Raw genomic sequence first — 13,332 nt, 5'->3', positions numbered from 1 at the left:
CTCAATGCCAAAAAGGCGGCTGTGGGCCGCCTCAATGATTGTCGCGCGGCAGTCCCTTGGTCTGCGCGATGCGCTGATATTTCTCCGCGCCCTCCAGGATCGCGCCTTCGCTCAGCTGACCCACCAGATTGCGCTGGATTTCCTGCCATGGCGTCTGCGATGCGGGATAGGGATAGCCGCCCGCCGCCACCAGCCGATCGCGCCGGGCCTTCAGTTCCTCGTCCGGTATCAGGACGTCGACCGTCCCTTTTTTCAGGTCCATGCGCACCCGGTCACCCGTTTCCAGCAGCGCAAGGCCGCCCATCGCCGCCGCCTCGGGCGAGGCGTTCAGGATCGACGGGCTGCCGCTCGTCCCCGACTGCCGCCCGTCGCCGATGCAGGGCAGGGCGCCGACGCCTTCGGTGATCAGATAGGCGGGCGGGCGCATGTTCACGACTTCCGCCGCGCCCGGATAGCCGATCGGCCCCGCGCCGCGCATGAACAGCAGCGTGTCGGCCGTGATGCCCGTGGCCGGATCGTCGATCCGCGCATGATAATCCTCCGGCCCGTCGAACACGACCGCCGGGCCTTCAAACGCATCGGGATCGTCCGGGTTCGAAAGATAACGCTCGCGAAATTCCGGGCTGATGACGCTGGTCTTCATCACCGCCGCGTCGAACAGATTGCCCGACAGCACCAGGAAGCCTGCTTCCTCCTTGATCGGCTGGGCGAAGGGGCGGATGACGCGCTCATCCTCGATCTCCACGCCCCGGCAGTTTTCGCCCATGGTCCTGCCGTTGACGGTCATCGCGCCTTCGCGGATGAGCCCCTGGGCGATCAGCTGGCCGACCACTGCGGGCACGCCGCCGGCGCGGTAATAATCCTCGCCCAGATATTCGCCCGCCGGTTGCAGATTGACCAGCAGCGGCACCTTGTGCCCCACCGTCTCCCAATCCTTGAGCGGCAGGCCGACGCCGGCATGACGCGCGATCGCGGCCAGGTGGATGGGCGCGTTGGTCGATCCGCCGATCGCCGAATTGACCGTGATCGCATTGTGGAACGCGTCCAGCGTCAGGATGTCGGAGGGCTTGAGGTCCTCACGCACCATCTCGACGATGCGCTTGCCGGTGCGGTAGGCGGCCTCCTGCCGGTCGCGATAGGGCGCGGGGATCGCCGCCGATCCCGGCAGCATCATGCCCAGCGCTTCCGCCAGGCTGTTCATCGTCGTCGCCGTGCCCATCGTGTTGCAATAGCCGGTGGACGGCGCCGACGACGCCACCAGCTTGATGAATCCCTCATCGTCGATGCGCCCCGTCGCCAGCAGTTCGCGCGCATGCCACACGATCGTGCCCGACCCCGTGCGCTCGCCCTTGTGCCAGCCGTTCAGCATCGGCCCGACCGACAGGGCGATGGCGGGAATGTTCACCGTCGCCGCCGCCATCAGCAGCGCGGGCGTCGTCTTGTCGCAGCCGGTGGTCAGCACCACGCCGTCGATCGGATAGCCGTACAGCGCCTCGACCACGCCCAGATAGGCAAGGTTGCGGTCAAGCCCGGCGGTCGGCCGCTTGCCCGTCTCCTGAATGGGATGCACGGGAAATTCCAGCGCGATGCCGCCCATCTCGCGAATGCCCTCGCGCACCCGTTCCGCCAGCACCATATGGTGGCGGTTGCAGGGCGACAGGTCGCTGCCGGTCTGGGCGATGCCGATGATCGGCCGGCCGCTGCGCAGTTCCTCCAGCGTCAGGCCGAAGTTCAGGTAGCGCTCCAGATACAGCGCCGTCATGTCTATATTGTCGGGATTGTCGAACCAGGCGCGGCTGCGCAACTTGGGGGCGGGCTTGGAGTTTTCGCTCATGACGGCATCCTGACGGTGAAGAGGAAGGGACGCATTGACGCGCTCGCCTCTCCCCATATACTCATACAAATACTGTTTCAAGGACTTGACATGACCATGCCCCGATCCACCCTGTTCAGCGCAGGATCGCCACTGTGAGCAGCTACGCCGTCCTGGGCGACTGGGGCACCAGCAACCTGCGCCTTTTCCGTGTGCAGCATGGCCGCATCACGGCGCAGGCCGAAGGTCCCGGCATCGGGGAGGCGGGGCATCAGGCCGAACCGGCCTTCGCCGGGGCGATCGCGCCATGGCTTGAAGATGGCATGCCCGCTGAAATCCGCCTCTGTGGCATGGCGGGCGCGCGGGATGGCTGGGTGGAAGCGCCCTATGCCCAGTGCCCCGCGGGCGCAGCGGCATGGCGCGCCACCGCCGCCAGCTTCGACTGGCGGGGCGTGCCGGTCAGCATCATGGCGGGCCTCACCTGCGATGGCGCGGACGGCGTGCCAGACGTCATGCGGGGGGAAGAAACGCAGATATTCGGAGCCTGCGCCCTCCATCCCGATCTGGCGCGGGGCCGCCACCTCATCGTCCTGCCCGGCACGCATAATAAATGGACGCTGGTGGAGGATGGCCGGGTCCTCGCCTTCCGCACCGTCCCGACCGGGGAACTGTTCGCCCTGCTGCGCGACCGTTCCACCCTGGCCCCAAGGGACGCCGCTGGCGACGCCGAGCAGGAGGAAGCGGGTTTCGCGGACGGGCTTGCCCGCGCGGGCGAAGGGCGGCTGCTCACTGGCCTGTTCGCCGCGCGGTCCATGCGGCTGCGCGCGAACAAGTCCGCCGATTGGGCGTCCGGCTATCTGTCGGGCCTGCTCATCGGCTGCGAGATCGCTGAAATCCGCGCCACCCTGTTTCACGGCGATAACGTCACCCTGATCGGCGACCCGCGCCTGTCCGCCCGCTATGCCCAGGCGCTGGAGGCGCAGGGCGTGCGATCCCGCTTGCTCGACGGCGAAGCCTGCGCGCTCGCTGGCCTTGGCTTTACGGAGAATTGATCCCATGACCCTTGACGACCTGCTCGCTGATGGAGCGCCCCCCATCGTCGCCATCCTGCGCGGCCTCACCCCGCAGGAAGCGCCCGCTGTCGGCGCGGCCCTGATCGACGCCGGGCTCCGCATCATCGAAGTGCCGCTGAACTCGCCCAGCCCGCTGGACAGCATCGCCGCGCTCCAGCGCCAGTTTGGCGAGGAAGCGTTGATCGGCGGCGGCACGGTTCTGTCGGTCGAGGCCGCCGAAGGGCTGCACGGCGCTGGTGGCCGCATCATGGTGACGCCCAACACCGACCCCGCCGTCATCGCCCGTGGCGCGGCGCTGGGGCTGGAACTGATGCCCGGCTTCATGACGCCCAGCGAAGCCTTCGCCGCCGTCAGGGCAGGCGCGCGCCGAATCAAGCTGTTCCCCGCCGCCCGGCTCGGCGCATCCTATGTGAAGGCGGTGAAGGAAGTGCTGCCGCGCGACGTTGGCCTGTGGGCTGTCGGAGGCACGGGCGCCTACAGCATCGGCGAATGGCTTTCCGCTGGTTGCGAAGGCATCGGCGTCGGTGGCGCGCTCTACCGCCCCGGTGACAGCGCCGCCCAGGCTGGCGAAAAGGCGCGCGAACTGGTCGCGGCGTGGAAAGCGGCGAAGGGCGAGTTCCGCTAGGCGCAGCATTTTGATCGCCTCCATCGCTCTCCCCCGTTCAGGCTGAGCCTGTCGAAGCCCCTCTTCGTTCCTCAAACCCGCTGCCGCTTTCCCGCCCGCCTGAGCTTGCCACACCCCCTCAAGCCGCCCCCTTGGCCTTGGTCCGGTCCAATATCTCCCGCACCTTGCGCGCCAGATCGGCATAGGTGAAAGGCTTGGTCAGCAATTCCACGCCGGGGTCCAGCCGCCCATGGTGAAAGATGGCGTTGCGCGCATAGCCAGTGGCGAACAGCACCTTGAGCGCAGGCTGGCGTTCCAGCGCCTCGCGCGCGATGTCCGCCCCCGTCATGCCGCCGGGCAGCACGACATCGGTGAACAGCAGGTCGACCGGCGGAGAAGTCTCGTCCAGCCGGGTTAGGGCGGCGCGCCCGTCCTCCGCCTCCAGCACATGATAGCCCAGTTCCGTCAGTACCTCGACCGAATAGGCGCGCACCTTCTCGTCATCCTCGCACACCAGCACCGTTTCGTTGCCAGCGCCGCGCGGCGGACGGGCGGGTTCGGCCAACTGGTCGTTCGCCGCCACCCGGCCGCGGCTGCGCGGCAGGTAGAGCTTGACCGTGGTGCCTTGCCCCGGTTCGGAATAGACGCGCAGATGGCCGCCGGACTGCTTCATGAAGCCATAGACCATCGACAGCCCCAGGCCCGTTCCGCGCCCCACTTCCTTGGTCGTGAAGAAAGGCTCGATCGCGCGCGCCAGTACTTCCTCGTCCATGCCATGGCCCGTGTCCGACAGGCAGATCAGCACATATTGGCCGGGCGTCACCTCTTCTTCCAGCGCGGCATAATAAGCGTCGATATGCGTGTTCGCCACCTCGATGGTCAGCTTGCCGCCAGCGGGCATCGCATCGCGCGCATTGACCGCCAGGTTCAGCAGTACATTTTCCATCTGCGGCACGTCGATCTCGATCGGCCATGCGCCCGCCGCCTGGATGGTTTCCAGTTCGATCGTCGCGCCCAGCGTGCGGCTGAGCAATTCGGTGGTCTGCGCGACCAGCCGGTTGGGGTCGACCTGTTCGGGGGCGAGCGGCTGACGCCGTGAAAAGGCCAGCAGCCGCTGCGTCAGCATCGCCGCCCGCTGCGCGCCGCCCATCGCATTGTCGGCCGCCCGGCGCAGCCGCTCATCGCCCGCAAGGCCGCGTTGCAGCAGTTCCAGATTGCCCGTCACCACTTGCAGCAGATTGTTGAAGTCATGCGCGACCCCGCCAGTCAGCTGGCCCAGCGTTTCCATCTTCTGCGCCTGCCGCAGCGCCGCTTCCGTCTCCGCCAGCGCCTGCGCATGCGACCGCTGGTCGGTGACGTCCCGCGCCACGCAATAGACCAGCCCGCCGTCCGGCACGGCGGTCCAGCTAAAGGTGCGGTAGCTGCCGTCCTTCGCCCGGAAACGGTTTTCGAACCGCAGCGTCGGCGTCCCTTCGTTCAGGCTTTCGATCTGCTGGCGGGTCTTCGTGAAATCTTCGGGATGCTCCATCCATTCGGACGTGCGGCCGATCAGTTCTTCCTGGCTCCACCCCAATATCTCGGTCCAGGCGGGGCTGGCGGCGATCCATGTGCCCGCCTTGTCGGCGATCAGGAAGGGATCGCGCGCCAGCGTCCACAAACGGTTGCGTTCCGCCATCATCTGGCGCTCTGCCTCGACCCGGCGCGTCGTTTCATTGACGATGCACAGCGCGCCGCCCACTGATCCGTCCAGTTCGTACACCGGGGAATAGCTGATGTCGAAATAGACCTGCTCGCCCCGGCCGCCGTCACGCTCGATGTAGAAGGGGCGGTCCTTGGCATGCACCGTCTCGCCGTCGCGCACGACCGACAGCAGCAGCGGCTCCAGATCGTGCCACAGCTCCGCCCAATATTCGCGCGCCGGGCGGCCCAACGCATGGGGATGTTTGTCGCCGATCGTGGGCGCATAGGCTTCATTATACAGGGCGCACAGGTCCGGTCCCCAGAACAGGACGATCTCCGCCCTGGACGACAGCATCAGCCGCACGGTGGACAGCAGCGCGGGCGACCATTGGTTTACCGGCCCCAGTGGTGATCGGGAATCGATACGGGCGGTCATCGCGCCCAGCGGGCCCTGCGCCGCGATCATCCCGGCTGCTTGCTGAACCGGGCCGATCATTGACTATCCTCGGTTAACTTTCCCATCTGGCGGGATACGCCCGGCCGCGCGATTGTATCCGGCCGTTTCGCTTTGCCTATGACCTTTTGTCCGCGCGCCGCCCTCTTGCAACAGTGCCGCCGCCAGCGCATGAACCGCGCCATGACCGCGCTCGCTCTCCGCCGCCCCGCCTGGCCGTCCCCCCGGCCGGCGTCGATCGCCCGCTGGCTGCTTGCCGTTGCCGCGCTCGTCTTCTGCATGGTCGTGGTGGGGGGGATCACCCGCCTGACCGAATCGGGCCTTTCCATCACCGAATGGAAACCGATCACCGGCGCCATCCCGCCCCTGACTCATGACCAGTGGATGGAAGCGTTCCGGCTTTACCAGCAGATCCCGGAATATCAGGAAATCAACCGGGGCATGAGCCTGTCGGACTTCCAGTTTATTTTCTTCTGGGAATGGGTGCATCGCCTGCTGGGGCGGCTGATCGGGCTGGCCTTCGCGCTGCCGCTCATCTGGTTCGCCTGGGTACGCGCCATTCCGGCGGGCTATGGCCCGCGTCTGGCCGCGCTGCTCGCGCTCGGCGGGCTTCAGGGGGCGATCGGCTGGTGGATGGTGACATCCGGCCTGTCGGTGCGCACCGATGTCAGCCATTATCGTCTTGCCGTCCACCTGCTCACCGCGCTGTTCATCATCGGCGGGCTGATCTGGACCGCGCTCGACCTGTTCATGCTGGCCCGCAACTCGCGCGCGCGGCCAGCGGCGCTGCGGCCCTTCGCGCTGGTGGTGTTGCTCATCCTGTTCGTCCAGCTGATGTTCGGCGCGTTCACCGCCGGGCTGGACGCGGGCTATGTCTCCAGCACATGGCCGCTGATGAACGACCATTTCGTGCCCGAAGGGATCGAATGGCTGGGCTCGCTGTGGGCGACCGTCTCCAGCGATCCCTACCTCGTCCATTTTATCCATCGCTGGTGGGCCTGGGCCGCCGCTGCCGCCCTCATCCTGCTGGCGCGCGGCGCTAAGCGGGCGGGGCGGCGCGGGGCGTCGATCGCCATCAACGCGGCGGTCGGCACCCAGATCGCGCTCGGCATCGCGACCGTGATCAGCGGCATCGCCCTGCCGCTCGCCGTGCTTCATCAGGCCGTCGGCGCGCTGGTCGTGGCCACCGCCGCATGGGGCGCGCACGCCGCGGGCATCCGCCGGGCATGAGCGGGGTCGCTCTCGTCTACACGTTGTTCGGCTCGGCCGAACGCGCGGAGCAGGTGGGGCGGCAGATGGTGCAGGAAAGGCTGGCCGCCTGCGCCAATATCCTGGGGGCGGCGACCTCAATCTACGAATGGAACGGCGTCATCAAGCCCGCCCCCCCCCGCCGCGACGCGCTGATGCAGCGCATCCGCGAACTGCATGATTATGACGTCCCGGCGATCCTCGCTTTGCCGGTGGATGCGGCCGAGCCGGCCTACGCGAAATGGATCGCCGGCCACATCTCCAGATGAGGGGGGTAAAGGCGACGGGTATTATTTTACCCGTCACGAAAGCCGCCGAATCTCTTGACTTCCTGGCTCCCGCCCGTCATTAGCGCCCCACTTCTGCACGGCCGGAAAAAGCCGCGCAGTCCTCTATTACACTCTGGAGATTGGCACCATGAAGGCGCTGATGAAGACCACCAAGCCGGCGACCCCGGCAACGGTCGAAAAGAAATGGATCCTGATCGACGCGGAAGGCCTCGTCGTCGGCCGCCTCGCGTCGACCGTCGCGAACATCCTGCGCGGCAAGCACAAGCCGTCCTTCACCCCCCACGTCGATTGCGGTGACAATGTCATCATCATCAACGCGGACAAGGTGAAGTTCACCGGCCGCAAGCTGACCGACAAGGTCTATTACAAGCACACCGGCTATGCCGGCGGCATCAAGGAAACCACGCCCGCCAAGATCCTGGAAGGCCGTTTCCCTGAGCGCGTGCTGGAAAAGGCCGTGGAGCGCATGATCCCCCGCGGCCCGCTCGGCCGTCAGCAGATGCGCAACCTGCGCGTCTTCGCCGGTGCCGAACATCCGCACGAAGCCCAGAACCCCGAAGTGCTCGATTTCGCGTCGCGCAACCGCAAGAACAAGGTGGGTGCATAATGTCCGATAACCGCCAGTCCCTGTCCGACCTCGCGTCGCTGACCGCCAACGCTCCCGCGCCCGCCGCTGGTGAGGCTCCCGCCGCTGCCGACGCGCCCATCGCTCCCGCTCAGCCCGCTGCTCCGCTGCGCCAGCAGGAAATCGACAGCCTCGGCCGCGCTTATGCCACCGGCCGCCGCAAGGATGCCGTCGCCCGCGTCTGGGTAAAGCCCGGCACCGGCAAGATCACGGTCAACGGCCGCGATCAGGAAGTCTATTTCGCTCGCCCGACCCTGCGTCTGGTCATCAACCAGCCCTTCGGCGTCACTGACCGCGAAGGCCAGTATGACGTGATCGCCACCGTCAAGGGCGGCGGCCTGTCGGGTCAGGCTGGCGCTGTCAAGCATGGCATTGCCCAGGCGCTCAGCAAATATGAACCGGCGCTGCGCAGCGCGGTCAAGGCCGAAGGCTTCCTGACCCGCGACAGCCGTACGGTCGAACGTAAGAAGTACGGCCGCGCCAAGGCTCGCCGCAGCTTCCAGTTCTCGAAGCGCTAAGCGCCTCTTTTGCAAGATCAGGGAAGGGCTGGCATTTGCCGGCCCTTTTCTTTTGCCCTTTTTCCATTCCGGCCCCGTACCGGACGCAACTTCCCGCCGTGCCGGATGTTCATCTGTCAACCGCAATCGACAGGAGAAATGCGATGGGCGAACTGACCGACAAGGCGAAGGCCGCTGCCAACAAGGCGGCAGGCTCGGTGAAGGAAGCCGTGGGCCGCCACCAGCGTGATCCCGATCTTGAAGCCGAAGGCCGCGCTCAGAAGGCCAAAGGCACGGCCCAGAATGTCAAAGGCTCGATCAAGGGCGCGCTTGGCGACGACATCTGACACATAGCTGAATGGCAGAAGGCTTCGCCCCTTTGGGGTGAGGCCTTCGCCTTGTCTGCCGTATCGCAAAGGCTTCAAGTGCGGGATCGGGCCAGCGCCTCATCAGCAGCCGATGCGTGTTCCGCCTCGCTTCGGCGAAGATAATCCCTGACGTCGCGCCGCAATTCCCCGGCGCAGAGATAGAGCGCGATGACGTTCGGGATCGCCATCAGAAAAAAGCTGCTGTCGACGATATCCACCACGCGCCCCAGATCGATCGCGGCGGCGGGCGGAAGCGCGATGATGTAGAGGATCTTGTAGCTCCATTGCGCCCTGGAACCGTTGCCGAACAGATAACCCCAGGCCTGAAGTCCATAAAATCCCCAGGCGACCAGCGTCGAATAGGCAAACAGCACGACGACGATCGCGAGCAGCCATGGGAACCAGGGCGATACCTGCGCGAAGGCGGCGGAAGTGATGGCGATGCCTTCCAACCCTGATGTCCATGTGCCCGCCACGACCAATGCGAGCCCGCCGACTGCGCAGACGATCATGGTGCCGAGCAGCGGTTCCAGCAATGCCACCAGCCCTTCGGACACAGGGTGCCGCACTCTGGCGAGGCTGTGTGCCATCACGGCGGAACCGACCCCGGCCTCGCTGGCGAACACGGCGCGCCGCATGCCCGCAACGAAAGCGCCCACAGCGCCGCCCGTCGCCGCATTGCCGCTCCACGCGCCATGCCAAATCTGGGCGAGCGCCGCAGGTATTTGCGGCGCATGGAAGATCAGCACCGCTGCCACCCCCGCCAGATAAACCGCGACCTTGAGCGGGGTCAGCCGCTTGGCGACCTCGCCCAGCCACGCAGCGCCGCCCAACGTCACCAGCGCAACGGCTGCCGCCAGGATCACGCCATAGGTCCAGCCGTTGGAAAGGCCGGTGACGACCTGGACCTGCGCGAAGCTCTGGTTCACCTGCACCATGGGGATGGCCCCGAACAGCGCGAAGAAGGCGTAGAGCCCGCCCAGCGCCAGGCCCAACCGGGGCCATCCCCGTGCCGCGCCAATGGCTTTCAGCACATACATCGGCCCGCCATGAACATGGCCGCGTTCATCGAACACGCGATATTTCAGGCCCAGCGTCACTTCCGCCATCTTCACCGTCATGGCGAACCAGCCGATGATGAACATCCACAGGATCGCGCCCGGCCCGCCCATGGTCAGCGCCACGGCGACCCCGGCGATATTGCCGAGGCCGATCGTCCCGGCCAGCGCCGTCGTCAGCGCGCCCCATTGGCTGACATCGCCTTTTGCCTCGCCGGCCTCCGGCTGGGTGCGCAGGATGCGCAGTGCCCGCCCGACCGCGCGGACATTGGGAAAGCCCAGCCAGACGGTGAAGAACAGCATCGGCAGCGCGAGATAGAGGACGATCAGTTCGATGTGCGCGCCCAGCAGCGGCACCTTGAAAAAGACGGCGCCCGATAGTGCGTCGACTGCGGCGTTGAATGCGCTCATCGGCAAGGGAATGGCTGGTCTCCGGTGGAAAGTCGAACAAAGATTGCTATGGGTGTCGCAAGGTCAGACCGGGACAGGGAATCATGGGCAGGCGATATTTCGGCACCGACGGCATTCGGGGACGCACCAATCAGTGGCCCATGACCGCGGAACTGGCGATGAAGGTCGGCATGGCGGCGGGAAAGCATTTCCAGCGCGGCAGCCACCGGCATCGCGTGGTGATTGGCAAGGATACGCGCCTGTCGGGCTATATGGTGGAAAATGCGCTGGTCGCCGGTTTCACCGCTGTCGGCATGGATGTCGTCCAGTTCGGTCCGATCCCGACTCCGGCGGTCGCGCTGCTGGCCCATTCGATGCGCGCCGACCTGGGCGTCATGATCTCCGCCAGCCATAATCCTTATGCCGACAATGGCATCAAGCTGTTCGGGCCGGACGGTTACAAGCTGTCCGACGAGGACGAACTGAAGATCGAGGCGATGCTGGAGCAGGACATCCCCCTCGCTCCAGCGGCAGACATTGGCCGGGCGCGCCGGGTGGAGGATGCGCGCGGGCGCTATATTCACGCGGTCAAGTCGAGCTTCCCGGCCGACCTGCGCCTCGACGGGCTCAAGATCGTCGTCGATTGCGCGAATGGCGCCGCCTATCAGGTCGCGCCTTCCGCCTTGTGGGAATTGGGCGCGGAGGTGATTGCCGTGGGGGTTTCACCCAATGGCGTCAACATCAACGACCAGTGCGGATCGACATCGCCGCTGCTGTGCCAGGAGACGGTCGTTTCGTCCGGCGCCGACATCGGCATCGCGCTGGACGGGGACGCGGACCGGCTGATCGTCGTGGATGAGAAGGGCCGCATCGTCGATGGCGACCAGATCATGGCGCTGATCGCGGGCAATTTCGCGCGCGAGGGATGCCTGCGCGGCGGCGGTCTGGTGGCCACGGTCATGTCCAACCTGGGCCTTGAGCGCCACCTTGCAGGCCAGGGCATCAGGCTGGAGCGCACCAAGGTCGGGGACCGTTATGTGCTGGAGCGTATGCGCGAGGGCGGGTTCAACGTCGGCGGCGAGCAGTCGGGCCACATGATCCTGAGCGACTATGCCACGACCGGCGACGGCACCGTGGCCGCATTGCAGGTGCTGGCGGCGCTGGTGCGGTCGGGCAAGCGGGCCAGCGACCTGCTGCACCAGTTCGATCCCGTGCCGCAGTTGCTGAAAAATGTCCGCTTTTCCGGCGGAAAGCCGCTGGATCATGACGAGGTGAAGCGGGTGATCGCGCAGGCGGAGACGGAGCTGAACGGCTGCGGCCGTCTGGTGATCCGCCCGTCAGGAACCGAGCCGGTGATCCGCGTGATGGCCGAGGGCGACCGGGAGGATCAGGTCAGGGACGTGGTGGAGCGCATCTGCGACGCCGTGGCGCGCGTGGCGGCCTGATGCTGGAGATGCGGCCGGACTGCGAACGTTGCGGCGTGGATCTGCCTGCGGACGAGCCGGGCGCGTTCATCTGCTCGTTCGAATGCACCTTCTGCGCGCCTTGCGCCGAAGCGCTGGACGATCGCTGCCCCAATTGCGGCGGCGAACTGATGGACCGGCCGGTCCGCGCCGGGGATGCGCTCGCCCGGCATCCCGCCTCAACCCAGCGTCATTACAAGGCATGAGCATTGCGCGCATCCTGATCATCGCCGGGTCCGACAGCGGCGGCGGCGCGGGCATTCAGGCGGATATCCGCACGGTGACGCTGCTGGGCGGGCACGCCATGACCGCGATTACGGCGGTCACGGCGCAGAACACGACCGGCGTCCAGGGCGTGCATGCCATTCCCGCCGCCATGGTGGTGCAGCAGATGGACAGCGTCATCGGCGACATCGGCGTGGATGCGGTCAAGATCGGCATGATCGGTTCGGCCGGGACCGCCGCTGCCGTTGCCGATCGTCTGGCGGCGCTGGAGGTTCCCATCGTCTTCGACCCGGTGATGGTCGCGACCAGCGGCTCCGTCCTGGCCGACGAAGCGACGATTGCGGCGTTCGAGCGGCTGATGGCAGTCGCGACGCTGGTCACGCCCAACATCCCCGAACTGGCGGCGCTGGGCGGTGAGGAGATCGCCGTCAGGTTCGGCACGCATGTCCTTGCCAAGGGCGGGCATGGCGAAGGCCCCATGCTGACCGACCGGCTGATTGGCCCCGGCGGCGTGCTCAAGGCGTGGAGCAACGCCCGGATCGACACGCCCCACAATCATGGCACCGGCTGCACGCTGGCCAGCGCCATCGCGACCGGACTGGCGCAGGGCCGGGACCTGATCGATGCGATCGAGCGGGCCCGCAAATATGTGCGCGAGGCGCTGGCGCTGGCGCCCGGACTGGGGCAGGGGCGCGGTCCCATGGGATCGCCGCTGGGATTTCATGTCCATGCCTGATTTCGCGCACGAACTGCGGCATCATCCCGGCCTTGTCGCCGGGGTGGACGAGGCGGGCCGGGGGCCGCTGGCCGGGCCCGTGGTCGCCGCCGCCGTCATATTGCGGCAGGAGGATTGCCCCGATGGCCTCAACGACAGCAAGCAGTTGACCGCCGCCCGCCGCGCCGTGCTGGAGGGGGAGATCAAGGCGCGGGCGCTGTGCTGGGGGGTCGGCGTCGCTTCGGTGGAGGAAATCGACAGCCTGAACATCCTGTGGGCGACGATGCTGGCGATGACGCGGGCCATGGAGGCGCTGGACCGGGACTGCGCCCATGTGCTGGTGGACGGGAACCGCTGCCCCAAATGGCGCTGGGCCTCGACGGCCGTGGTGGAGGGCGACGCCAAATGCCTGTCCATCGCCGCCGCCTCCATCCTGGCCAAGGAAGCGCGCGACCGGATGATGGTGGAAGCGGCCAGCGAGCATCCGCATTATGGGTGGGAAAGCAACAAGGGTTATGGCAGCCCGATGCACCTTGCGGCGCTGCGGAAACATGGGCCGACGCCGCTGCACCGCCGCAGCTTCGCCCCCGTCGCGCAGTTGATGCTGCTGTAGGATCTGGGTGACATAGGTGACACGACAGGCGCGCGGAAAAGCGTGGTTTTTCGTGTATTTTCCTACAGGAGGGATCGACGGTTGAAAGAGCCGCCTGGGCGCTATCATGACCGGCGGGCTGTAGGACAGGAAAATATTGCCTGTCCCATGATGGGATAGCGCGCGCGATGCGCCTGCCGGGGCTGGCGCGGCGCTTACTTATGGTTAAGAATAAAT

The 13,332-nt window shown here is 66.5% G+C and carries 14 protein-coding genes; 11 read left to right on the top strand and 3 right to left on the bottom strand.

The annotated features are described in order from the left end of the window. Positions 1 to 31 precede the first annotated feature (31 nt). The gene (locus ET21_RS0112790; RefSeq protein WP_030540017.1) at positions 32 to 1,834 is read right to left on the bottom strand and encodes an IlvD/Edd family dehydratase; all 1,803 of its coding nucleotides are present in this window, start codon (positions 1,832 to 1,834) and stop codon (positions 32 to 34) included. Positions 1,835 to 1,968: 134 nt separating this feature from the next. Here ET21_RS0112790 and ET21_RS0112785 point away from each other — a divergent pair, with 134 nt between their 5' ends. Continuing rightward, positions 1,969 to 2,865, top strand: a complete 897-nt coding sequence (locus ET21_RS0112785; RefSeq protein ID WP_030540016.1) for a 2-dehydro-3-deoxygalactonokinase — start codon at positions 1,969 to 1,971, stop codon at positions 2,863 to 2,865. Between the two features lie 4 nt (positions 2,866 to 2,869). Next, positions 2,870 to 3,511 (top strand): 2-dehydro-3-deoxy-6-phosphogalactonate aldolase, encoded by a 642-nt coding sequence (locus ET21_RS0112780; RefSeq protein ID WP_030540015.1) that lies wholly within the window; start codon positions 2,870 to 2,872, stop codon positions 3,509 to 3,511. Between the two features lie 118 nt (positions 3,512 to 3,629). On the opposite strand, the gene ET21_RS0112775 is transcribed toward ET21_RS0112780, so the two are convergent. Continuing rightward, positions 3,630 to 5,666, bottom strand: a complete 2,037-nt coding sequence (locus ET21_RS0112775) for a PAS domain-containing sensor histidine kinase (RefSeq protein WP_030540014.1) — start codon at positions 5,664 to 5,666, stop codon at positions 3,630 to 3,632. Positions 5,667 to 5,807: 141 nt separating this feature from the next. Here ET21_RS0112775 and ET21_RS0112770 point away from each other — a divergent pair, with 141 nt between their 5' ends. The 5 genes from ET21_RS0112770 (at position 5,808) to ET21_RS0112750 (ending at position 8,631) form a co-directional block, all read left to right on the top strand. Further along, the gene (locus tag ET21_RS0112770) at positions 5,808 to 6,854 is read left to right on the top strand and encodes a COX15/CtaA family protein (RefSeq protein ID WP_030540013.1); all 1,047 of its coding nucleotides are present in this window, start codon (positions 5,808 to 5,810) and stop codon (positions 6,852 to 6,854) included. Next, positions 6,851 to 7,141 carry a divalent-cation tolerance protein CutA gene (gene cutA / locus ET21_RS0112765; RefSeq protein WP_030540012.1) on the top strand — a complete coding sequence of 97 codons (291 nt, stop codon included), beginning with the start codon at positions 6,851 to 6,853 and terminating at the stop codon, positions 7,139 to 7,141. The genes ET21_RS0112770 and cutA overlap by 4 nt, the downstream gene beginning before the upstream one ends. Positions 7,142 to 7,289: 148 nt before the next feature. Further along, complete coding sequence (gene rplM, locus ET21_RS0112760; protein WP_021238402.1) at positions 7,290 to 7,769, top strand: 50S ribosomal protein L13; 480 nt, start codon at positions 7,290 to 7,292, stop codon at positions 7,767 to 7,769. Further along, positions 7,769 to 8,305, top strand: a complete 537-nt coding sequence (rpsI, locus tag ET21_RS25905; protein ID WP_037470946.1) for a 30S ribosomal protein S9 — start codon at positions 7,769 to 7,771, stop codon at positions 8,303 to 8,305. The genes rplM and rpsI overlap by 1 nt, the downstream gene beginning before the upstream one ends. A gap of 143 nt (positions 8,306 to 8,448) precedes the next feature. Then, positions 8,449 to 8,631, top strand: coding sequence for a CsbD family protein (locus ET21_RS0112750; protein WP_021238400.1), 183 nt, complete (start codon positions 8,449 to 8,451; stop codon positions 8,629 to 8,631). A gap of 74 nt (positions 8,632 to 8,705) precedes the next feature. Here the strand turns inward: ET21_RS0112750 and ET21_RS0112745 are convergent, their stop codons facing one another. Then, the gene (locus ET21_RS0112745) at positions 8,706 to 10,121 is read right to left on the bottom strand and encodes a sodium:alanine symporter family protein (protein WP_051768164.1); all 1,416 of its coding nucleotides are present in this window, start codon (positions 10,119 to 10,121) and stop codon (positions 8,706 to 8,708) included. Positions 10,122 to 10,204: 83 nt separating this feature from the next. Between ET21_RS0112745 and glmM the strand changes: the two genes are divergently transcribed. The 4 genes from glmM to ET21_RS0112725 are packed head-to-tail and all read left to right on the top strand — an operon-like array spanning position 10,205 to position 13,116. Then, a complete protein-coding gene (gene glmM / locus ET21_RS0112740; RefSeq protein ID WP_030540008.1) occupies positions 10,205 to 11,545 on the top strand; it encodes a phosphoglucosamine mutase in 1,341 nt (446 codons plus the stop codon). Beyond that, the gene (locus tag ET21_RS0112735) at positions 11,545 to 11,769 is read left to right on the top strand and encodes a DUF1272 domain-containing protein (protein WP_021238397.1); all 225 of its coding nucleotides are present in this window, start codon (positions 11,545 to 11,547) and stop codon (positions 11,767 to 11,769) included. The genes glmM and ET21_RS0112735 overlap by 1 nt, the downstream gene beginning before the upstream one ends. After that, positions 11,766 to 12,524: a bifunctional hydroxymethylpyrimidine kinase/phosphomethylpyrimidine kinase gene (thiD, locus tag ET21_RS0112730; RefSeq protein ID WP_030540007.1), complete on the top strand. Its 759-nt coding sequence runs from the start codon at positions 11,766 to 11,768 to the stop codon at positions 12,522 to 12,524. The genes ET21_RS0112735 and thiD overlap by 4 nt, the downstream gene beginning before the upstream one ends. After that, positions 12,517 to 13,116, top strand: coding sequence for a ribonuclease HII (locus ET21_RS0112725; protein WP_030540006.1), 600 nt, complete (start codon positions 12,517 to 12,519; stop codon positions 13,114 to 13,116). The genes thiD and ET21_RS0112725 overlap by 8 nt, the downstream gene beginning before the upstream one ends. The last annotated feature ends 216 nt before the right edge of the window (positions 13,117 to 13,332 follow it).

Source organism: Sphingobium sp. DC-2 (genome assembly GCF_000722555.1).
Taxonomy (GTDB): domain Bacteria; phylum Pseudomonadota; class Alphaproteobacteria; order Sphingomonadales; family Sphingomonadaceae; genus Sphingobium; species Sphingobium quisquiliarum.
Note: the sequence above shows the minus strand (reverse complement) of the source record. Positions and strands in the feature narration are given on the sequence as shown.